The organism is Alteromonas lipotrueiana, assembly GCF_019249245.1.
Taxonomy (GTDB): Bacteria; Pseudomonadota; Gammaproteobacteria; order Enterobacterales; family Alteromonadaceae; genus Alteromonas; species Alteromonas lipotrueiana.
In genome coordinates, this window is record NZ_JAESDK010000002.1 from 41,103 (window position 1) to 61,977 (window position 20,875).

Below are 20,875 nucleotides of genomic sequence, written 5' to 3' on the forward strand. Positions count from 1 at the left end.
AAGTTAAATGAAGCAAGTTGAATTAGCCAACCCTGATGCCGGGCTCGATGGTATTAAAGTACACGATGTGGCCCCGCCTCCAGAGCCTCAAGCCGGTGAAATTATGGTTAACCTTAAAGCGAGTTCGCTGAATTTTCATGATTATGGCGTGGCCTCGGGGGCTATGGCGCCTGAAGCGGGTCGTATTTTAATGTCAGACGGCGCAGGTGTTATTGCCGCTGTCGGAGAAGGTGTCACCGAGTTTGCCAAAGGCGATGAAGTGGTTTCGCTGTTTTTTCCAGACTGGCAGGCCGGTCCTGCGCGTCTAAGCGACTTTTCGCGCACTCCCGGAGATGGCCTGGACGGTTATGCCCGCGAATATGTAACGGTGCCGGCAAGCTGGTTTACCAAAGCACCGAAGGGCTGGAGCGCCGCGCAGTCGGCAACCATTACCACAGCAGGCTTAACTGCCTGGCGAGCGCTGGTGGTAGAAAGTCAGTTAAAAGCAGGGGATACCGTTTTGTTGTTAGGGACGGGCGGTGTATCGATTTACGCATTGCAAATTGCTAAAGCGATGGGTGCACGGGTGGCTATCACCTCATCTAGTGATGACAAGCTTGAGCATGCCAAAAAGTTAGGCGCTGACTTTACTGTTAACTATAAGTCGGATGATAAATGGGGCGAAACAGTAGAGGCCTGGAGCCAGGGTGGCGTCGATCATGTTGTTGAGGTTGGCGGTCCCGCCACATTGTCGCATTCTATAAACGCCTGCCGGGTGGGCGGCAATATCGTGTTGATTGGAGTTTTGACCGGGTTAGGCGGCGAGGTTCCTACTGCGCTTATGATGAGAAAACAAATAAAGTTAACCGGGATTATTGTTGGCTCTCGTTTGCATCAGCAAGATTTTGTAAAAGCCCTGGAAACACTGAAAATTGAGCCGGTTATTGATAAGTCGTTTCAGCTGAATGAACTGGCTGACGCTTTTCGCTATGAAGAGTCGGGCCAGCATTTTGGCAAAATTGTCGTTGAGTACTAGTGCGCATTTGACATCAAGGGCCGGCCCTGTGGTCGGCCATGGCTATAAAACAGTAATAAATACGTGTTCAAAGAGCCGTGTAAAACGCATCTTTAGCCTATTTGTGAGGTAAAAAATGTGAACGTTCAAATGTTAAGTGATACCAGTGAAGAAAAGGCTATTTTGACCCGCTGCATTGCTGCTAAAGAACCGACCGATAGACCATTGCAAATTTTAGAAGCCGGATGCGGAAACAAGTGGCAGCTACGGCTAAGCAATATCAGCTATATTCTGACCGGTATTGATGTAGACCAGGAAGCAGTGGCGTTGCGTCAACGTCGCTATAACGATTTAAATCATGTCATTATTGGGGATTTGCGCTACATCGATTTGCCCCATCAAAAATTCGATATCATCTATACCGCCTTTGTTTTAGAACATGTGCATAATGTTGAACAGGTGTTGAACAATTTCTGCCAGTGGCTAAGGCCCGGGGGGCTGTTGATTATCAAAGTGCCAGATCGGGATACCGTGTACGGATTTGCCGCCCGGGTGACTCCCCATTGGCTGCATGTAATGTATTACCGCTTTTTTAAAGGAAACAAAAATGCGGGTAAACCCGGGTATTTGCCATATCCCACGGTTTATGACAAAACCTTAGGTAAGCGTGCTTTTAAGGCGTTTTGCAAAAACAATGAACTAACCATTGAGGCGGTCTTCGCAAAAAACAATTATCTGCGAAAGCGTTCTTTTCGCGACCGTATTGTGCGTGTTTTTGTTCAGCTGGTAAGCTTGTTTTCGTTTGGGCGGTTGGCATGGCATTATAATGATCTTATATACATTGTTGAAAAAGAAAAGCCCGGGCAAACGTAGTGCATCAATTTGAGTCAAAAGGGTCGAATTTTATGGTGCATACAGGGATAATCTAAACCTCCTAAAAAGTTTGCAGATGATTCTTTTTACTTTTGGTTACTTTTAATTCAGGCATTTACGGAGCACAGCATGGCGGTTCATGAGATAAAACACCCTTTAATTCAGCACAAGCTTGGATTGATGCGCGAAGCCGGGTTAAGCAGTAAAGGGTTTCGCGAACTGGCCAGCGAAGTCGGTAACTTACTTACCTATGAAGCAACACGCGATTTAGCAACTGAAAGTACATCAATTACCAGCTGGTCGGGCGATACCATTAATGTTGAACGTATCGCAGGTAAAAAAATTACGGTGGTGCCTATTTTACGCGCTGGGTTAGGAATGCTGGATGGGGTGATGGAGCTTATCCCCAACGCAAAAATCTCGGTGGTGGGTTTGTATCGTGACGAAGAAAGCCTGGAGCCGGTGGCGTATTTTGACAAAGTAGTAAAGCACATTGATGAAAGAACCGCGTTAATTGTTGACCCAATGCTGGCAACCGGCGGAACGCTCATCGCCACTATCGATTTACTGAAACAAAAGGGGTGTACCAAAATAATGGGACTATTTTTAGTTGCCGCTCCTGAAGGCATAGAAGCAGTTACAAAAGCGCATCCCGATATTGATATCTTCACAGCATCGGTAGACGATAGACTGAATGAAAAAGGGTATATTCTTCCGGGTTTGGGCGATGCCGGCGATCGAATCTTTGGCACACGGTAAATACCGGGTCGGGGCGGTATTTTGTGAGCGATATGCTAAAGCTGGTCTATTTTTGTTTTTGATCAGGTTTAAGCAAGGCATTGGGCATAACTGTGCTAACCTCTATTGCTATTAAAGGTTTATGGGTTTTACCCAACGCCCTAAAAAAATAATAATACTATAAAGAGTCAGCGCTCTTATTATGCTGTACCTACACAAATTATATGAATAAACAAAAACTTACATTAAAAAATGTCGCCGAAATGCTGGGGGCATCTACTGCTACTATTTCAAATGCATTTAACCGGCCCGACCAACTTTCGACATCACGTCGTCAGGAAATACTTAAAGCGTGTGAACGTATTGGGTATCACGGCCCTAATAAAGCCGCGCAAATACTCAGAAAAGGGCAATCAGGCATTGTGGCCCTGGTTTTGGCTGACAACATTGAGTATATGGTAAGCGATCCGGTAGCAAGTACCTTTATTAAAGGGGTTTCAAAGGTATTACATGCCCATAGCAAACATTTGTTGCTTTACAGCGGTAACGTTGAAACGATACGCGACGTGGTCGATTTTGTTGATGGGTTTATTTGCTATGGAGCGCCCGAAAACGCCGAGATAACTCACCAGTTAAAAGCGACCGAGAAGCCGGTGGTCACCGTCGATTTTAATATAGATCAGCGTCCGGCTATAGATATAGACAACGAGCAGGCCGCGTTTGAAATTGCGCATCGTGCAATCAGGCCGGGCGATAAAGTGGCGATACTAGGTCTCAAGCTAATTGGGTCAATGAATACATGCCGTATTTACGACTCGCCCTTGCTTTGCGCCGATACTTCAATCTCACATCGTCGTTTAAAAGGTTATCAACGCGCAATGCAGGCTAAGTCTGTACCCTTTGATAACGAGTGGGTGTGGCATATTCCAGAAAGTGAAGGTTCGTATGCCAGGCAAGCGGCTAAAGAAGTGTTAAACAGCCACCCACGCCCTGATGTGGTGCTGTGCATGAGTGATATTATTGCGCTTGAATTGCTGCAATACGCAGGCGGCCTGGGAATTTCGGTCCCTGAAGAGCTGCGTATCACCGGTTTTGATGGTATTGATGAAGCCGCAAGAACGCGCCCCAACTTAACTACCGTTTGTCAGTCTAGCCTTACAAAAGGAGAGTTGGCAGCCGAACGATTAATCAGTGGTTCGCTAGAATCGACGCAACTGCCATTTGAAATATTGCCGGGCGAAACGATATAAAGTTATTCTTTGAAAAACATTGAGGTTATACCTGCAATGCGTTTTAAGCCCGCAATATCCTGATTGCTCCACTGCACAGCTTCGCCGGTTGCTTCGCAGCAAATCACGCCCACCGCTTTAAAGTAGTCTTGAAAAACAAAGTCTAGCAGTGAATGAATGTTGTTAGGTTTAAAGTACAACTCATTAAAACATTGTGTGTCAGGGTGCGTTCGGGCGTCAGAGGCAATCACCCACTGATTTTGTAAAATAGCATCAAAATAGTCAGGAAAATCATCTGAAGACAAATTCACGCCATCAGGAATAATAATTTCGTTATTATCCTGTAAAATTAAGCAATTTAACCCGGTTCGCTGAGGATTGAATTTCCACAAACTTACCCGGTTAGCATTGGAGACAACCGCTTTCACCGCGCGACAAATAGCGATATGTTTGTCAGTATTAGACAACGTATTGCGGCTCAAGGCCAGAGTCAGCGAGGTGAAGGGGTCAACTGAATTTTCTATAAGTAACATTTTTTATTGCCAGCAATGACCCGTTTCTTATGTCCGGATTGACGAAAAAAAATTGATCGTGATTCTTACCATCCTAGCAGTTCTGTTATTCAAAGAACGTTATCCATTAGTCTACTTTTTATAGTGACAACGCGCAGTCGGCATTTTGCTTTTGCCCGAGCTCGTGACTTTTTAACAAGAGTTAGGAGTGTAAAAATACTCAAGCGCTTTAATTTAAATAGCCAGACGTATAAAAATCGTACTGAATATCTTCAGTAAACTGCACTCGCTATTGTCAAAGGCTTTAAAGCCAGTAGGGGGGGTGACAGTTGGGCTATCTAAAAAAGAAGTTTTAGCTCATTCGGGCCAGCCATGACAGCGGCGCTACTTTTAAAATATGGCGGACAACCGCCCAGGGCCATGCCGGAACATACGAATTGGCGGGCTCGCGTTGTATTGCTTTTACTAACGCACGACACCCGGTTTCAGTATCTACCATAAACGGAGCACTCTTAACTTTTTCGTTTATCGCAGAGCGAATAAATCCAGGGTGCACAGTGGTTACCTTTATGGGCGTGTTTAACACATCAATTCTGATGCCTTCAGATAATGAGGACAAGGCCGCTTTTGTGGCAGCATAGACTGTCAGAGCTCGGCGAAAACCGCGTAAGCCACTGATAGAAGAAATCGTTACCAGGTGGCCGTGATTTTGTTTTCGAAAAATTTCCATAGCGGCTTCGCATTGTGCTAAAGCTGCCAGAAAGTTGGTCGAAGCCGTGGCTTTATTCGCCTCAAAATGACCGGTGCCAATAGAAGCCCCTTTGCCCATACCAGCGTTGATGATAATTCTATCCAGCGTACTGAACTCTTTGGCAAAGGTTTTGAAGGTGTCAAAAACCGCATCGTGGTCATTCACATCCAACGTATGAATACTGATTTTTAACGTTCGGTCTATAGCGTGACACTCTTGTTTTAAAGAGAGCAAATGTTCTTCACGACGGGCGCAAAGGGCCAGGTTGTGTCCGCTTTTAGCAAATTCCAACGCCATGCCCCGGCCTAAACCTGAACTGGCGCCTGTAATAAGTATGTTGCGACGAAATGGCATTAATTAGTCCCAGACAAGTTGCTTGAAGTGCTTTCGGCACATTGATTCGTAACGGTCGTTGCCGCCAATTTGAACCTGATCGCCACAGGTAACCGCGTTACCATTGTCGTCAAGTCTGACCACAAAGCTGGCTTTGCGTCCACAATGGCATACTGTTTTAAGCTCAGCAAGTTTGTCAGCCCAGGCGAGTAGATAGTGACTGCCTTCAAAAGTTTCACCCAAAAAGTCGGTGCGTAGACCGTAGGCCAATACCGGAATATCCAGTTGGTCAACCACCTCAACCAACTGCCGTACCTGGGTCTTGGTTAAAAACTGCGCTTCATCAATAAATACCGAATGCAGGGGCTGGTGTTGATGTTTTTTAAAGATATGTGCATACATATCGTCCTGGTCATTATATAGCTCGGCATCGGCTTGCAGGCCTATTCGAGAAGCCACTTTACCGACACCATAGCGGTCATCTAAAGCGGCGGTAAAAATAACGGCATTCATGCCGCGTTCGCGATAGTTGTAGGCTGATTGTAACAACGAGGTCGATTTTCCGGCGTTCATTGCCGAATAATAAAAATAAAGCTGGGCCATAATTACTTTTCTTGTTGGGTAAGCCAGTCTGTCAGATGCGATACTGACATAGGTTTTGCAAAATGATATCCCTGTAAATGACTCACACCCATATGCTGCAGTTGGTGCGCCTGCTCTAAGGTTTCAACACCTTCAGCAATTGTTCGGCAGCCAAACTCGCCCGCAATCATCAAGGTAGCGCGTACTATCGCCTGATTTGATGAGGTCATGCTCATTACAAAAGACTTATCAATTTTGATGCTATCAAAGCTAAGTAATTGTAACTGACTTAATGAAGAAAATCCGGTGCCAAAATCGTCAATTGAAATTTGAATGTCTCGGTCTTTTAATGCGGCCACAATCTGGGCTATTGCATTACGGTCTTCGGCAAAGGCCGATTCGGTGATCTCCAGGTGCAAACGTTTGGCAGGAAATCCGGTAGAGGTTAAAACCCGGTCAATATCGGCGATAAAGTTGTCGTCTAGTAACTGTAATACCGATACATTCACTGACAACGCATGGGTGTGATTTATATTAGCCTGTTGAACTTCAATACACGCCTGCTCTAGCACCCATAGCCCCAGCGCATTTATTAAACCACTTTTTTCTGCCAGTGGAATAAACACTACCGGCGATATTGTTTCACCGTTAAAATGCCACCGCAGCAACGCTTCTACACTGACCAGACTATGGGTATTCGCATCGACAATAGGCTGGTATACCACGCTTAATTGCCTGTTATCAATTGCTTTTGAAAGACCTTCAAGTCGAGACTCCTCCTGGCGAACCACTTGATAAGTTTCGTGACGAAATACACATACAGCGCCGCGCTGACTCCGTTTTTGTTGGTACATGGCAAAATCGGCCAACTCAATAAGCGAATGCGCTTCTTCAGCATGGGCCGGGTACATAGCAATGCCCATAGTGGCATCTAATGCAATATTGTTACGCTGTACCCTCATCGGCTCACTGACTTTTGCGCGCAGCGAATTAGCCAGTGCTAATGCGTCTGTTTCAGTAACATCTTCGAGCACCAGTATAAATTCATCGCCCCCCCAGCGCGCTAACCCTGGTAACTTACAAAATTTGTTTAACCGGTAAGCCATGGTTTCTAATACCGAGTCGCCAATGGTATGACCCAGTGCATCATTCACTTTTTTAAAGCCGTCTAAATCAATAAACAATATAGCAAACGTGGTGTTATTTTCATTTGCGTCAGCCAGGGCGGTGTGTAAAAAGCTTTTTAAGCCAGTGCGATTTAACAAACCGGTCAGTACATCCCGGTTAGACAATTCAAACAATTCTTCGGTACGCTTGTTAACCTCATATTCAAGATTGGTGTTGTTATCATCTAACTGAATGTTCGCTTGGCGCAAGGCTTCATTTGCCTGTTCAATTTCAGTCTGCTTTCTTTGCATGTCACTTAAAAGGTTGGCGTTGCGCTCTTTTAAACTTAATACCTGTAATAAAAAGGAAGTTGACTGCGCTGTGCTGGAAAGCATGGCTAACCAAAATGCCACGCCTAAAAATCCCAATACCCGATATTCCTGGGTGGGATCGATTAACGCTAATATAGAAAGTGGGACAAGAAGCATTGTAGAGTAAAAACTGGATAACGCCTTACTGGGCGCCAATATTGTCGCTGCGCCGCCGGCCATTGCCGATAAAACTACCATAGTACTTGCCAACTCCAGCAAATCCATCTGCTGATAAATCAATACTGCATAAAGACTCCAGATTGTACCGGTTAAAATATTGCCCAAAGCAAACCGCACAAACCCCTCTTTTGCAGAGCTTTTCAGGGAGAACTTTGAACGCCAGTAAAATCCATCAACAACGCGGCCCAGCGACACTATTATCATCAGGCTCCAAAGCACCAACTTACTTTGTACAATAGCCGACGCATCGCTAAACCCAAATACCAGCCCGGTAAAGGCAACCATGGTAATAATGGCACCACGATTTAGGTTAGCATAAAGCATATTGACCGCATCGCTGCTGACGTCAGGAGATTGATTTTTATAAGTAAGGAATTTTGACAACAAAATATTTGCACAGCCTTTTTAATCACATATTGAAAGCTGGACAGCCGGCACGTTTGAGTCACGATAAAAGATGTAGGGTGAAACGCGTCCTAAGGTCCAAAAACAAGGAGCGAACTACCAGAGCGCTAACATAATGTGTAATTCGCATAATGCTGAATTAAACATAGTTCAGGCGGGACAAATAGCCAATACGGCTTTGTGTATTGATTATACAAGGGTATAAAAAAAGCGGCATTATGCCGCTTTTTAAAAGTCTAATGATATTTACGCTGCATCTTTATCTTTTGCTGGCGCTTCACGGTATTCAGGCGTACCGGGAACCGTTTCGTCAGGGCTTAAAAGTTCAAGATCAAACGTGAACTCATCTACCCGAACGGCCAGTTTTCGTTTTTCGTTATAATCATGCAGCAGGGCGGCTTCTTCAGAATTAATCACATTCTTTTGTTGCAGCTTATTAAGCGCATTTTCAAACGAAATAAATGGCACGACCGGTTCTTTACGCAACGCTTTTTGTACCTTGCCTAACAAATGCGATACCGCATGTTTGGCTTTAAATGCTTGTTCGTTGATATCGTTACCATCGCCTTTTACAACCCGAACCAAATGCGTAAGCTGCGCTTTGACACTGGTGTCCTGCATAGACGCCTGAGCCAGCTCAGTTACCAGTTTATCTGAAATACTGTTAACGCTGTTGCTGTATGTATTTGTCATTACCCGCATCAAACCACGGGTGGGCGTATTTGGAAAGTTATTGATAAAATCAACAATGGCTTTTTCGGCTTGTATCAACGACCACTGAATTGCATAGTCAAAATACGGCTTAGCCAGCTGACGTTCTTCTATACGTTGCTCGTAAAAACGAATCGCCGCCATTGCTGCATACAGGTAGCTCATAACATCACCCAGACGGGCTGACAGCAGCTCCGCTTTTTTCAAATCGCCACCCAAGACTGCCAGCGACAAGTCGGCTAACGGCGCCAGCTTGGCAGACAATGCATTAATCCGTTTTTCGTAAGGGCGTACTTCAGGCAAGGCAGATTCGGCTTCACGGGCAAAAGGTAAGTAGCTTTTGGCAACGCTTCGCACACCATTTTTAACACTAAATTTGATGGTTTTACGCAGTACTGCATTAAACTCATCATCGGCGCTGCTATCATCGCTGTGAATAAGGTCAACCATCTCTTTCAGGTGTGGATGACAGCGCATCGCGCCCTGACCAAATATCATCAGATTACGGGTTAAAATGTTGGCACCTTCCACGGTAATCGCGATAGGTAACGCGCTATAGCCGCCTGCCAGAGTATTTTGAGGGCCACGTTGAATGGCTTTACCCGCCTGAATATCCATGGCCGAATTAAGCACGTCACGACCTAGCTCAGTCATATGATACTTAGCAATCGCAGTGACCACAGAAGGTTTCAGGCCCATGCTCAGCCCTTCGGTAGTTAATACCCGCATTGATTCGAGCAAAAAGGTCTTGCCGGCAATATCTGCCAGTTTATCCTGAATGCCTTCAAAACGACCAATAGGCAAACCAAACTGCTCACGTACAAAGCTGTATTCTGCCACCCCTTTAAAGGCGGTTTGAGCGGTGGCCACACCCATAGCCGGTAATGAAATACCACGACCCGCACCCAGACAGCTCACCAGCATCTGCCAGCCGCGACCAATGTTTTTTTGGCCACCGATAATAAAGTCCATCGGAATGAAAACATCTTGACCGCGCGTAGTACCATTATAAAAACGCTGACCCATGGGGTCGTGGCGGTTACCCAGCTCAACACCTTCGTGATCTTTTGGAAGCAGCGCACAGGTAATACCCAGCTCAACTTTGTCGCCTAGCAAACCTTCAGGGTCAAAGACTTTAAAGGCCAGCCCTAAAACGGTCGCAATAGGAGCCAGGGTAATATAGCGCTTGTCCCAGCTTACCGACAAACCCAGAACTTCTTCGCCATTAAACTGACCTTTAGTGACAATAGCAGCATCAGGAATGCCGCCTGCATCAGACCCAGCTTCTGGGCTGGTCAAAGCAAAGCAGGGAATATCCGTACCCACGGCAAGACGCGGCAACCAGTAGTCTTGTTGCGCGGTGGTGCCATAGTGCATCAGTAACTCACCAGGGCCTAAAGAGTTAGGCACCATAACGGTAACCGCAATGGCGCCGCTTTTTGCGGCAATAGTAGCGACCACCGTAGAGTTGGCATAAGGACTAAATTCAAGACCACCAAATTTCTTTGGAATAATCATAGAAAAGAAACGATTTTTGCCCAAAAAGTCGATGATGTCTTTTGGAATATGTTTGTCGTTAGACAACGCAAAGTCGTCAACCATTTCTAGCAACTCTTGCACCGGCCCGTCCATAAAGGCTTGTTCGTCAGCGCTAAGTTGTGTCTTAGGCACGGCCCGCAGGGCTGCCATATCGGGTTGGCCACGATAAATTGACGATTCAATCCAAATATCACCGGCATCCAGTGCTTCTTGCTCGGTAATTGAAATAGGGGGTAAAACTTTTTTCAGGCTTGTTCTAATACTCATGGGTTACTCATCCGCTCATCTGACCAGTTGCATGGGTTAATAGTACATCAATGAATGTAAAGATCAAATTAGCAACGCGGTTTTACGTCTTATCTAACAAAAATGTAAACTTTTAAAGGCAGGTGTAGCGCCCGGGAATACCTCTGAATGAGAATTAAAACCTATGTATGGCTTACAAACAGGGGGTGTTTGCCGATACACTATGTAAGTCGTAAACCGGATATAAAGGTATGGGTCGTCAATGCAAAAGCTTCCAGGCTGGATGAAATGGTGTCTGCATTCACCAAAATTTGCACTGTTATTGTTTGTCGCACTGTGCGCCGTTACTGCCACGGGTGCATCCCAATTGTATTTCAGGGGAGACTACAAGGTATTTTTTGAACCTGATAATCCTCAGCGCAAAGCCTTTGAAGACATGCAGAACATTTTTAACAAAAGTGAAAATGTCTCGTTTTTGGTGGTGCCAAAAAGCCAGAATGTCTATCAGCAGGATACCTTTGAGCTTATTCACAACCTTACCGAAGATGCCTGGCAACTGCCGCTATCTACCCGTATAGAGTCGGTTTCCAATTATCAGCACACCTACGCTGAAGATGACGACCTAGTCGTTACCGACCTGATTAATGAAGGCCAATATACAAGGTCGCACATACAGTGGGTAAAAGATGTTGTAAAAAGCACGCCCGAAGTTGATGGGCGCCTGGTATCCCGACGCGGCGAGGTGGCGATTGTTAATGCCACCATTCAGTTACCAGATGGCGACCAGACCAAAGAAGTGATTGAAATTGCCGATTTTGCCCGAAGCCTCGAGCAGAAATACGAAGAGCAATACCCTGAGCATGATATCTACCTTACCGGTATGGTTATTATGAATGATGCGTTTGCCGTTGCCGCTCAGAATGACGCTCAGACACTTATTCCGGCCATGTTTGTGGTTATTACACTGATGATTGCCCTGCTGACTCGCTCAATTGTATCAGCACTGGCAACTTTGGTTATTGTGGCATCGTGTATTGCGGTAACGATGGGATTAGCGGGCTGGGCGGGCCTGTTTTTAAGTACCGCCACGGTTAATGTACCTACCATGGTGATGACGCTGGCTGTCGCTGATTGTATTCACGTTATTGTGAGTTTCAGGCAGTTTGCCCGACAGGGGATGGCCAAGCACGAAGCTTTAACAGAAAGCTTGAAAGTGAACACCAAGCCTATTGTCATCACCAGTGTAACCACCGCCATCGGGTTTCTTATGCTTAATTTTTCGGCGGTGCCCATTCTTGCTGACCTGGGCAATATGACAGCGGTAGGCGTAATGCTTGCGTGTCTGTTTTCGCTCACAGTGTTACCCGTTATTTTAAATTTGGTGCCTATGCGGGTGCCAGCCACTAAAAAAGAAAGCAGCAGTCGTTTTGAGCGTGCCGGTGACTGGGTTTGCCTGCGGTATAAACGCATTTTACCTGTTTCTCTGGTAGTGGTGGTTGGCTCGTTGTTTTTTGCGGGCAATAACGAATTAAACGATATCGCTGTAAAATATTTTGGTCAGGCCAGCACGTTTCGCCAGGCGGTAAATGTTCAGGAAGAGACGATGGGCGGTATGTCTAATATCGACTTTGTTATCTACACTGATGAAGAGTACGGCGTAAATGACCCGCAAGTCCTTGATAAAGTGGCTGCTTTAACCCAGTGGCTAAACGAACAACCTGAGGTTCATCATGTCACCAGTTTTTCCGATACTATGAAGCGGCTGAACATGAACATGAATAATGATGACCCAGCCTATTATAAGCTGCCTGAAAATAAAGAAACCGCTTCGCAATATTTGTTGTTGTATGAAATGTCTTTGCCGTATGGCCTGGATTTAAACAACCAAATAGACATTAATAAATCAGCGGTAAGAATTGTGGCGGTGCTGGACAACTTAGGTAGCAATGAATTCACCGCTTTTGAAGACAGAGCCCGAAGCTGGTTTGCTGAACTGGCACCCAATTTGCGTTTAGAGGCCGCCAGCCCACCATTGATGTTTGCTCATATCGGCGCTCGCAATATGCAAAGCATGGTGTGGGGCACGATACTGGCTTTGATCCTAATCAGCGGGTTGATTATTATTGCACTGCGCTCGTGGCGCCTGGGTTTGGTAAGCTTACTGACAAACCTGATACCTGCGGCGATTGGCTTTGGGGTTTGGGGAGTGTTGTCGGGTCAAATCAATATGGCGCTTTCTGTGGTATTAAGTATGACCATGGGCATTATTGTTGATGATACGGTACACTTTCTGTCTAAATACCAACTTGCCCGAAAAATGGGTAAAGAGGTAAACGAGGCGGTTATATATACCTTTACCACAGTAGGGCAGGCGTTGGTAACGACCACCGCTGTATTAGCCGCGGGTTTTGGAATTTTAATGCTTTCTGATTTCAGGCTCAATTCTGATATGGGAGCGTTAACAGTAATTATTATTGTGGCTGCATTGATTGTCGATTTGTTGTTCTTACCGGCATTTTTGATGTGGCTGGATAAAGACAAACGTAACTCCAGAGGTAACGAAGATGAATTACGTGAAAAAAATTAGTCTGATTTGGTTTGCTGGTTTACTGGCAATAAGTACGGGCATTCAGGCAAAAGACGACGCGGTTGAAAAAGGGTTGGAAATTGCTAAAGAACGTAAAGCCCGAGACACAGGCTGGGACAACAGCGTAGCAAATATGACCATGATATTACGCAACGCCCAAGGCCAGGAAGCCACTCGCGAAATGCGTGTGAGCAGTCTTGAAATGCAGGACGACGGTGATAAAGCGTTAACTGTTTTTGATTCGCCTCGTGATGTCGCAGGTACGGCTTTTTTAAGCTTCTCTCATGCAATGGAGCCTGACGAACAATGGATTTATCTTCCTGCTATTAAACGGGTAAAACGAATCGCTTCGCGCAATAAGTCGGGCCCGTTTATGAGCAGTGAGTTTGCCTTTGAAGACATGACTTCATTTGAGGTTGAAAAATTCAGCTATGAGTTTTTGCGCGAAGACAAATACAACGGCGAAAAGGTTTTTGTTATCGAGCAAACCCCTGAAGACGAGTTTTCAGGCTATTCAAAACAGATTGTCTGGATAGATCAGGAACATTACAGGGTGCGCAAAGTCGAATTTTTTGACCGTAAAAACGATCCGTTAAAAACGCTGGAATTTGAAGACTACCAGGCCCACGAGGTGAACGGTAAGCAATTCTGGCGTCCGTATCGTAGTTATATGTATAACCTTCAAACCGGAAAATCGACCGAGCTTAGCACTAACTCTTTAGAGTTTGGTCAAGAGTTAGACGAATCTGACTTTGATAAAAACAGCTTACGCAGAGCACGATAAATCTATGAGTAATGCATATATTCTGGCCGCAGCGGCACTGGCAACAACCGCGCTCTCTGCTCAGGCAGAAATTGAGATTGGTGGTAGCGCTTCGGTTGAGGGGCGCTACTTTTTGCAAGATGCGTTGTATCCGGGCCAGCCCCGCAGTCAGGTATCGCTTGCGCTGGAGCCTGAATTCTATACGCAATGGAACAGCGGTGATGACAGCCTGCTGGTTAAGCCCTATGCCCGTTTAGATCAACGCGACAGCAATCGTACCCACGTCGATATGCGTGAATTTCAGTGGTTGCACGTAGCCGATGAGTGGGAATCGCGCGTGGGCGTGGGAAAGGTTTTCTGGGGGCAAACTGAATCTTTGCACCTTGTTGATATTATCAATCAGACCGACACTGTTGACCAATTCGATGGCGAAGAAAAACTGGGTCAGCCTATGGTTAATTTTACCACCTACGGCGACTGGGGTACGGTGTCGGCGTTTGTGTTGCCGTATTTTCGTGAACGTACCTTTAGTGGGCAGGATGGTCGTCTGCGGCCGGGATTACCCATTGAAAACGATCGGGCGGTGTATGAGTCAGACTCTGAGCAACGTCACATTGATTATGCCCTGCGCTATCAAAACAGTATGGGGCAGTGGGAATTAGGGTTGTCGTATTTTAACGGTACCACCCGTGAGCCTGAGCTGCAGGTTAATTTTGAAGACAACCTGAACGCGCATATTTTTCCGTATTATGCGCAAATTGAACAGGTCGGTTTAGATGTACTAAAAGTACAGGGTGCGTGGCTATTAAAATTTGAAGGTATTTACCGCTCAGGTCAGTCTGAAGATTTTGGTGCTGCGGTTCTGGGTTTTGAGCGCACTACCGTAGGGATATTTGATACCAACTACGACCTTGGCTTGTTGATGGAGTACCAGTACGACGAGCGTGAAAATAACTTTTTCGCCATAGGTCAGAACGACCTGATGTTTGGGGCCCGCTGGACATTAAATGATATCGATGGCACCGAACTGCTGGCTGGCTACATTCAGGATTTGGATAACACAGATACCTACAGCGGCTTTGTAGAAGCGTCAAGCCGAATGACCGACAACTGGCGCTGGAAACTGGACGCTTACTTTTTTTCATCAGATGTTCCCGGAACGCTTAATACTATACGTCGTGATGACCACCTTCAGGTAACCCTGGAATACTTCTTTTAATTCTAAAGTGATGTGATGTAAATGAAACAACTATGGACAGGCGTGCTAGCCGCCGCCTGCCTGAGCACAAGTGCGCAGGCGACGGAAAAAATGTATGGCGTTATTGGGGCAGGTTACAGCGATGCAAAATTTAGCCAGAATGAGCTACGCGGGGGGGCCTTTCATGTAGGGCTGGGTCATCAGATAGCGTCTCAGTGGTATGTTGAAGGCGGCTATAAGCGGCTTTTTGATGATTTTGAGGAAGAGGCGGGAGCCAAAGCCGATGCTCTTTATCTGGCGCTATTGGGCAAAGCAAGCGGACCCCAGGGTGAATTGTTTTACAAACTTGGCGTAATGCGCGCTGATATTACCGGTAGTTTTGCATTAGCAGAGTCGGGTAGTTGTGAATATAACAATGTTCAGGTGGGGCAGTGTCAGTACGACGAAAGCGTGTTCGCTGCAATGGCCGGCTTAGGGTTTGACTATCACCTGGGCCTGAATAGCATGCTTAGATTTGAATATGACTATGTTCGCGGCGAAGACGACTTAGAAGTGAATATAGTGAGTTTAGGTTTTCGTTACAACTTCAACTGATTGACTGTCTGATATAGCAATGAAGTAAACCAACTTGCAACAAAATCGGTATAAATAGGCAAAGCAAGCAAAGGGTGCTGATATTTATGAGAAACGAGTTGGACAATAAATTTTTGTTGCAGGTGTTTGATAAAATTCGCCAGTTTGGCGAAAAAAAAGATGATCGTTATTTGTTAAATGGCATAACTGCTTTTACTGATATGGATGGCTATACTCTTTATGTTGAAGATCCAAAAGTAAAGCTGCAATACGGATTTCATAACCAGTATCATTACGACTATGAGTCGAAAGATGATATTGAAAGCTTTGAGAAAAAACTCAAAGAAATTGATAAAGAATACTAAGCAGATCTCAATTCTGAAAAGCCCCGACTTATCGGGGCTTTTTTGTTTTCCTTATTTTTTGCGCGTCGTCGAATACCCACTCTGCATTTTGACGGTGTATACCGGTGACTGATATTCAATAATTGGTATCCGGGCCAACTGCCGTTACAATAGCCCCCAAATAGTTACCCGGAACACACTTTTGTCTGCTATCACAGCTCCTTCATTCAAACTGGCCTTTTTAGCGCCCAGATACTGGTTAATATGGGTTGGCGTATTAGTATTGTATGCAATTACCTGGTTACCTCTGCCCGTTATTCGCAGTATTGGTTCGGTTACAGGACGCTTAATTGGATTAATTGTTCCCAAGCGCGTAAAAGTCGCTAAACGTAATATAGCGTTAACTTACCCGCAGTTAAGCGAAGAACGTGTAAAAACGCTGGCGGATGAAAATTTACGCCGTGCCGGCATGGCGCTGTTTGAAACGGCCATGGGCTGGTGGTGGCCAGGATGGCGTATCAAACGCTGTTTTGAGATTGAGGGATACGAGCATGTGCAGACGGCAGTTGCGCAGGGTAAAGGGGTGTTTGGGCTGGCATTGCACAACATGAACCTGGAGTTTGCCTGTCGGGGTTTAGGGTATACCCATCCTGCTATAGCGTTTTATCGTAAACACAATAATCCGTTGATAGATTATCTGCAGTACCATGGCCGGGCGCGCTCAAACAAATACATGATTCATAAACGCAACGCCAAAGCATTAATTCAGGCGCTGGACAATCAGGAGTTGTGTTTGTATCTGCCCGATCAGGATTACGGCAAAAGTCAGAGTATTTTTGTGCCTTTTGGCGGAGTGAAAGAAACCGCGACCTCTACCGCAACCCTTATGTTTGCCCGGCGGGCCAATTGCACTCCCATGATTTTCACCTCACATTACACGGCTAAAGGGTACAAGGTGAAGATATATCCGCCTATGCCCGAGCTGGCCGATATGGAATCTTATGAAGCACTTACTCATCTTAATGCGCAGGTAGCCGATATAGTTGCCGAGCAGCCCGAAAGCTATTTATGGATGCACAAACGTTTTAAAACCCGCCCTAATGAATCCGATCCGTCTTTGTATGATGGCTGATTTAACGCGGTGTCTGGGTTTTTACAAGCGCTGTGCTAGTGCGATAGCAAAAATTTTTTGCTACTCAGGCAAATAATCTGTTTAAAATAAAGTAAAAAAACAGGTTCACAAGTAAGTTTGTAAGCGTGGTTTACCAATACGGCGAGGTTCAAATAACAACTATGGCATCAAAAGGTTATTCAGGTACCGCGTTTTGGGCCAAACAAATTGGTCTGGCTATAGCTTTGATTGTGGTTGCGGGCTTACTTATTTATTTTCAGGATGGCGCTGAAACCGAGAGTCAGCAAGAACAACCTAAAAAATCGGTGTCTAAAGGATTAAGCGAGTTTTATCGCGACTTTCGGCAGTCAGCTTCAAATGCAGGCAGCGAGACATCATCTGAATTTGTGATTGAGGTAGAACAAGCCGAGGGTGGGTTAGACAAACAGCTGGAAAACCGTGGCAGCGAACGTCGGCCGGTAAACGATGCCTGGGTGGGCGAGCACAAATTCCGAAGCTTTAAAGCCGGAAGTACATTGCGACAAGCCATCTCTGATTATGCTGAAAAAGAAGGCATGCAGGTAATATGGGATCTAAAACAGGACTTTGTGATTAAGCATCAGTTTCAGGTTGATGACACGTTAGTGGGCTCGTTAACTCAAATTGCCAGCGCCGTGAACAGCAACTTTGCTGGCGATGTTCATACTTATGTGTGCCCCGATCAGCGGGCGCTGGTGGTTACCGCACAAGCCACCGGTTTTTTAGATAAAAAGTGCTCAAAAGTAAATTAAATCGATAATATTTTCTGCCATGCGCTTCTTACCCAGTGGCGCAGTTCATCAAGGGAGTCTGTACTTTGGGCGTATTTGTCATCAGCCAGGGTCAATTGATGATAATGATCGCGCAATTTAAGATAAGCTTGCTGTAATTGTTCACAAACATCGGCGCTGATAACCCCATGGTCTCTGGCGGTATCTAAAATGCTGAGATTATCGGTATGACTAATTAGCCGCTCAAACCGATGACTGTAGCCTAGCACCAGATACTGGGTCACAAATTCGACGTCTGTGATCCCGCCTGCGCATTGTTTCAAATCTACGCCTTCTTCGCGCTGATGCTCAAGGTGAGTGCGCATTTTTTCACGCATCGACGTAACATCACTAATTAGCGAGGGGAGGGGGCGCTGTTGGGTCAGAATTTGCTGGCGCACCACATCAAAGTGTGACAACAAACCAGCGTCGCCGGCTACTCCACGCGCTCTGACCAATGCCTGATGCTCCCAGGTCCAGGCTTCGTCGCGCTGATAGGTCTCAAAGCCGTCGATATGACAACATAGCAAGCCGGCAGAGCCAGAAGGACGAAGCCGCAGATCGGTTTCATAGAGCTGACCAAACAAGGTAGTCGTGTTAAGAAAATGCATAATACGTTGGGCCAGTTTTATATAAAACTGCTGCGCGCTGACTTGGCGCTTGCCGTTGGTTTGGGCATCGCGTGGGGCGTTATGTAAAAACACTAAATCTAAGTCAGAACCATAGCCCAGCTCGTATCCGCCCAGCTTGCCGTAGCCCACAACGGCAAAGCCCAGATTATTGTCGTCTAAGTGTTCAGGTTGACCGTAGCGCAGGGCAACCTGTTGCCAGGCGTAACGAATCACCGAATTTAAAATTGCTTCGGCCAGCATTGTCAGTTTATCACTCACTTTATTAATAGGCAGCGACCCATTAATGTCAGAGGCGGCAATGCGCAGTTGCTGACACAGCTTAAACTGACGACAAATGTCCATGGTAAGTTCAACATCGTCGGGGTCAACCCGTAACAAAAGCTGGCGCAATTCGTCCTGATATTCGCGCAGGCTATCAGCCGAACTGGTATTTTGCTGCTCTAAATACAAGGGTGTAAGTAGCTCATCCAGCAACAACGGAAACCGTTTTATCTGTATGGCAATCCACTCGCTGCGTTCACACAGTTTTACCAGCTGCTTTAATACATTCAAATTTTCGAGCAGTAAGTTCAAATAGGTGGTGCGGCCCGTGATAGCTTTAATCACACTTAATACCCGGCGCATAACCTGCTCAATACGGTCGGGGTGTGCTTCTACCAGGGTGTGTAATAATTCGGGCATCAACCCATCCAGAGTACTGCCACCACGCTCACCTAACCGAAACTGACGAAGTTTGGTTCGAAAATCTGTTAATCGTTTGAACACCTGCTCGCTTTCTGTTTTATCCAGATAATCCTTAAACAGGTTAATAAATTCGTCTGCAGCCAGATCAACCTGCCAGGCATCCTGACAAATAGAAAATAAGGTGTCGGTTTCATCGTGCGCCTGATGATGTTCTTCAACCAGGTCGTTAAACTGAGCATGAATAGCACTCATTTTATGATTGAGCTCAGTAATCAGGCTGTCATAATCTTCAAACCCCATAACTGCAGCGACGACCGTTTTGTCATTCTCGTCGTCAGGCAGTGTTTGGGTTTGTTCATCGTTTAGCTGCTGCAAGGTATGCTCTAGCTTACGCAAAAACAAATAGTTCTGATAAATCATCTCGATAGTATCAGACTCGACAATGTTTAATTCGTCCAGTGCCTCTAAGGTTTGTCTAAGCCCACGCTGGCGTAGCAATGGCTCCCGGCCACCATGAATCAACTGAAAACTTTGCGCGAAAAATTCGACCTCACGAATGCCCCCCGGACCCAATTTAATATTATTGCGCAAGCCGCGACGGCGAATTTCGCGATTTATAAGGCCTTTCATGTGACGTAATGCATCAATAGTGGTGAAATCCAGATACCGACGAAACGTAAAAGGGCGTAAAATTTGTAATAGCTCGTCGTTGTAATCGCCCCGCGGGTTTACTGGTCGGGCTTTGATCATCGCAAAGCGCTCCCAGCTGCGACCCTGCTCCTGATAATAATCTTCAAAGGCAGAAAAGTGACTTACCAGTGGACCACTGTCGCCAAACGGACGTAAGCGCATATCGACCCGAAACACCTGGCCATCAACGGTCACTTTATCCAGCGCGGCAATAAGCTTTTGCGCAACTTTGTTAAAAAACTGCTGATGTTCGAGTGACTTTCTGCCCCCCTGGGTTTCGCCTTTATAGGGATAACAAAATATGAGGTCTATGTCAGAAGAAAAGTTGAGCTCCATTCCGCCCAGCTTGCCCATCGCAAGTATCAACATTGGCTGAGGTCCGTAAGGGCCGTCGGGGGTGCCATAGCGCTTGCACAGACTGTCGTAAATCCATTGATAGGTGAAATAAATTAACGCATCGGCAAGTTCAGAAGTGGCGGCTAACGATATTTCAATCGTTTGCCGATTGTGCAGATCGTACCAGGCAAGTCGCAGCATATGCTGGTTACGATACATCCGAATGGCTTTTTGCATCGCCTCTTCGCTGGTAATATCCTTAAGTAGGTGGGTTAATTGCGCGGCATGATCGATATCGGTTGCGGGCTGCCGGGTAACGATTTCGTACAGCCACTCAGGATGGGCCAGACACTGACGTGCAATAAATTCGCTGCGTCCAAATGCGGTGACAATTTCATCCTGATGTGACATTAACTGGGCGGTATCATGCTGCTCACAAAAACGCGCCCAATGCACGGCGCCTTGTTCTTCAATAATCCTGTTCTTCTGCAATTGCGTAGGCATAATACACACCTTATGTGCCATCGGTGCACACCGATAAAAAAGTAAAGTATGTGAGGAGTCTGGCATATTCGCC

Annotated in this window: 17 protein-coding genes; 11 read left to right on the forward strand and 6 right to left on the reverse strand. The window is 46.0% G+C overall.

Annotation, left to right across the window (positions count from 1 at the left end):
- Nucleotides 1-7: 7 nt before the first annotated feature.
- From JK130_RS01900 to JK130_RS01915, 4 genes are all read left to right on the forward strand, one after another.
- The gene (locus JK130_RS01900; protein WP_218352523.1) at nucleotides 8-1,015 is read left to right on the forward strand and encodes a zinc-dependent alcohol dehydrogenase family protein; all 1,008 of its coding nucleotides are present in this window, start codon (nucleotides 8-10) and stop codon (nucleotides 1,013-1,015) included.
- Nucleotides 1,016-1,132: 117 nt separating this feature from the next.
- A complete protein-coding gene (locus JK130_RS01905) occupies nucleotides 1,133-1,867 on the forward strand; it encodes a class I SAM-dependent methyltransferase (RefSeq protein ID WP_218352524.1) in 735 nt (244 codons plus the stop codon).
- 129 nt (nucleotides 1,868-1,996) lie between these two features.
- A complete protein-coding gene (upp, locus tag JK130_RS01910; RefSeq protein WP_218352525.1) occupies nucleotides 1,997-2,626 on the forward strand; it encodes a uracil phosphoribosyltransferase in 630 nt (209 codons plus the stop codon).
- A gap of 203 nt (nucleotides 2,627-2,829) precedes the next feature.
- Nucleotides 2,830-3,855 (forward strand): LacI family DNA-binding transcriptional regulator, encoded by a 1,026-nt coding sequence (locus JK130_RS01915; protein ID WP_218352526.1) that lies wholly within the window; start codon nucleotides 2,830-2,832, stop codon nucleotides 3,853-3,855.
- 2 nt (nucleotides 3,856-3,857) lie between these two features.
- Here JK130_RS01915 and JK130_RS01920 read toward each other — a convergent pair whose 3' ends face one another.
- The 5 genes from JK130_RS01920 to JK130_RS01940 all read right to left on the reverse strand — a co-directional run bounded on the left by JK130_RS01920 (nucleotide 3,858) and on the right by JK130_RS01940 (nucleotide 10,592).
- On the reverse strand, nucleotides 3,858-4,367 hold the full coding sequence (locus JK130_RS01920) for a GAF domain-containing protein (RefSeq protein WP_218352527.1): 510 nt from the start codon (nucleotides 4,365-4,367) through the stop codon (nucleotides 3,858-3,860).
- 331 nt (nucleotides 4,368-4,698) lie between these two features.
- The gene (locus JK130_RS01925; RefSeq protein ID WP_218352528.1) at nucleotides 4,699-5,451 is read right to left on the reverse strand and encodes an SDR family oxidoreductase; all 753 of its coding nucleotides are present in this window, start codon (nucleotides 5,449-5,451) and stop codon (nucleotides 4,699-4,701) included.
- A gap of 3 nt (nucleotides 5,452-5,454) precedes the next feature.
- Nucleotides 5,455-6,033, reverse strand: coding sequence for a thymidine kinase (locus JK130_RS01930; RefSeq protein ID WP_218352529.1), 579 nt, complete (start codon nucleotides 6,031-6,033; stop codon nucleotides 5,455-5,457).
- A 2-nt stretch (nucleotides 6,034-6,035) separates the two neighbouring features.
- Nucleotides 6,036-8,057: a putative bifunctional diguanylate cyclase/phosphodiesterase gene (locus JK130_RS01935; protein WP_218352530.1), complete on the reverse strand. Its 2,022-nt coding sequence runs from the start codon at nucleotides 8,055-8,057 to the stop codon at nucleotides 6,036-6,038.
- Nucleotides 8,058-8,321: 264 nt separating this feature from the next.
- Complete coding sequence (locus JK130_RS01940; protein ID WP_218352531.1) at nucleotides 8,322-10,592, reverse strand: acyl-CoA dehydrogenase; 2,271 nt, start codon at nucleotides 10,590-10,592, stop codon at nucleotides 8,322-8,324.
- A 241-nt stretch (nucleotides 10,593-10,833) separates the two neighbouring features.
- Between JK130_RS01940 and JK130_RS01945 the strand changes: the two genes are divergently transcribed.
- The 7 genes from JK130_RS01945 to JK130_RS01975 all read left to right on the forward strand — a co-directional run bounded on the left by JK130_RS01945 (nucleotide 10,834) and on the right by JK130_RS01975 (nucleotide 17,938).
- On the forward strand, nucleotides 10,834-13,158 hold the full coding sequence (locus JK130_RS01945; RefSeq protein WP_218352532.1) for an efflux RND transporter permease subunit: 2,325 nt from the start codon (nucleotides 10,834-10,836) through the stop codon (nucleotides 13,156-13,158).
- Nucleotides 13,136-13,942 carry an outer membrane lipoprotein-sorting protein gene (locus JK130_RS01950; protein WP_218352533.1) on the forward strand — a complete coding sequence of 269 codons (807 nt, stop codon included), beginning with the start codon at nucleotides 13,136-13,138 and terminating at the stop codon, nucleotides 13,940-13,942. The genes JK130_RS01945 and JK130_RS01950 overlap by 23 nt, the downstream gene beginning before the upstream one ends.
- Nucleotides 13,943-13,946: 4 nt before the next feature.
- A complete protein-coding gene (locus tag JK130_RS01955) occupies nucleotides 13,947-15,140 on the forward strand; it encodes a hypothetical protein (RefSeq protein ID WP_218352534.1) in 1,194 nt (397 codons plus the stop codon).
- 21 nt (nucleotides 15,141-15,161) lie between these two features.
- On the forward strand, nucleotides 15,162-15,713 hold the full coding sequence (locus JK130_RS01960) for an outer membrane beta-barrel protein (protein ID WP_218352535.1): 552 nt from the start codon (nucleotides 15,162-15,164) through the stop codon (nucleotides 15,711-15,713).
- 86 nt (nucleotides 15,714-15,799) lie between these two features.
- Entirely contained in the window at nucleotides 15,800-16,057 is a 258-nt protein-coding gene (locus JK130_RS01965; RefSeq protein WP_218352536.1) for a DUF3081 family protein, read from the forward strand.
- A 181-nt stretch (nucleotides 16,058-16,238) separates the two neighbouring features.
- On the forward strand, nucleotides 16,239-17,168 hold the full coding sequence (gene lpxL / locus JK130_RS01970) for an LpxL/LpxP family Kdo(2)-lipid IV(A) lauroyl/palmitoleoyl acyltransferase (RefSeq protein ID WP_218352537.1): 930 nt from the start codon (nucleotides 16,239-16,241) through the stop codon (nucleotides 17,166-17,168).
- A 161-nt stretch (nucleotides 17,169-17,329) separates the two neighbouring features.
- A complete protein-coding gene (locus JK130_RS01975) occupies nucleotides 17,330-17,938 on the forward strand; it encodes a TcpQ domain-containing protein (protein WP_218352538.1) in 609 nt (202 codons plus the stop codon).
- On the opposite strand, the gene glnE is transcribed toward JK130_RS01975, so the two are convergent.
- Nucleotides 17,935-20,802, reverse strand: coding sequence for a bifunctional [glutamate--ammonia ligase]-adenylyl-L-tyrosine phosphorylase/[glutamate--ammonia-ligase] adenylyltransferase (glnE, locus tag JK130_RS01980; protein ID WP_218352539.1), 2,868 nt, complete (start codon nucleotides 20,800-20,802; stop codon nucleotides 17,935-17,937). The genes JK130_RS01975 and glnE overlap by 4 nt on opposite strands.
- Nucleotides 20,803-20,875 lie beyond the last annotated feature (73 nt).

Coding starts and splice junctions, on each gene's coding strand:
- JK130_RS01900 (WP_218352523.1), top strand. CDS start 8: ATGAAGCAAGTTGAATTAGCCAACCCTGATGCCGGGCTCGATGGTATT.
- upp (WP_218352525.1), top strand. CDS start 1,997: ATGGCGGTTCATGAGATAAAACACCCTTTAATTCAGCACAAGCTTGGA.
- JK130_RS01915 (WP_218352526.1), top strand. CDS start 2,830: ATGAATAAACAAAAACTTACATTAAAAAATGTCGCCGAAATGCTGGGG.
- JK130_RS01920 (WP_218352527.1), bottom strand. CDS start 4,367: ATGTTACTTATAGAAAATTCAGTTGACCCCTTCACCTCGCTGACTCTG.
- JK130_RS01925 (WP_218352528.1), bottom strand. CDS start 5,451: ATGCCATTTCGTCGCAACATACTTATTACAGGCGCCAGTTCAGGTTTA.
- JK130_RS01930 (WP_218352529.1), bottom strand. CDS start 6,033: ATGGCCCAGCTTTATTTTTATTATTCGGCAATGAACGCCGGAAAATCG.
- JK130_RS01940 (WP_218352531.1), bottom strand. CDS start 10,592: ATGAGTATTAGAACAAGCCTGAAAAAAGTTTTACCCCCTATTTCAATT.
- JK130_RS01945 (WP_218352532.1), top strand. CDS start 10,834: ATGCAAAAGCTTCCAGGCTGGATGAAATGGTGTCTGCATTCACCAAAA.
- JK130_RS01950 (WP_218352533.1), top strand. CDS start 13,136: ATGAATTACGTGAAAAAAATTAGTCTGATTTGGTTTGCTGGTTTACTG.
- JK130_RS01955 (WP_218352534.1), top strand. CDS start 13,947: ATGAGTAATGCATATATTCTGGCCGCAGCGGCACTGGCAACAACCGCG.
- JK130_RS01960 (WP_218352535.1), top strand. CDS start 15,162: ATGAAACAACTATGGACAGGCGTGCTAGCCGCCGCCTGCCTGAGCACA.
- JK130_RS01965 (WP_218352536.1), top strand. CDS start 15,800: ATGAGAAACGAGTTGGACAATAAATTTTTGTTGCAGGTGTTTGATAAA.
- JK130_RS01975 (WP_218352538.1), top strand. CDS start 17,330: ATGGCATCAAAAGGTTATTCAGGTACCGCGTTTTGGGCCAAACAAATT.
- glnE (WP_218352539.1), bottom strand. CDS start 20,802: ATGCCTACGCAATTGCAGAAGAACAGGATTATTGAAGAACAAGGCGCC.